Raw genomic sequence first — 273 nt, 5'->3', positions numbered from 1 at the left:
TCTTCCTGCAGCTACTGAGATGTTTCAGTTCACTGCGTCTACCGCTTGCTAGCTATAGATTCACTAGTCAAGCAACCAACGACTAAGTTGGTTGGGTTTCCCCATTCGGAAATCTCCGGATCAAAGCGTACTTACCGCTCCCCGAAGCATATCGGTGTTAGTCCCGTCCTTCATCGGCTCCTAGTACCAAGGCATTCACCATGCGCCCTTCATAACTTAACCTTGATAATCACGAAGTGATTATCCGATTAATTGAGTTAGCGATTAATTTCT

Annotated in this window: 1 rRNA gene; it reads right to left on the bottom strand. The window is 45.8% G+C overall.

Features of this window, described 5'->3' with window-relative positions:
- Positions 1–222, bottom strand: a 23S ribosomal RNA gene (locus HUK49_RS10955); the annotation flags it as partial.
- Positions 223–273: the final 51 nt, after the last annotated feature.

Origin of the sequence: Limosilactobacillus portuensis (assembly GCF_014838735.1) — a bacterium.
Taxonomy (GTDB): Bacteria; Bacillota; Bacilli; order Lactobacillales; family Lactobacillaceae; genus Limosilactobacillus; species Limosilactobacillus portuensis.
This window is presented reverse-complemented; position numbering and strand designations above follow the sequence as displayed.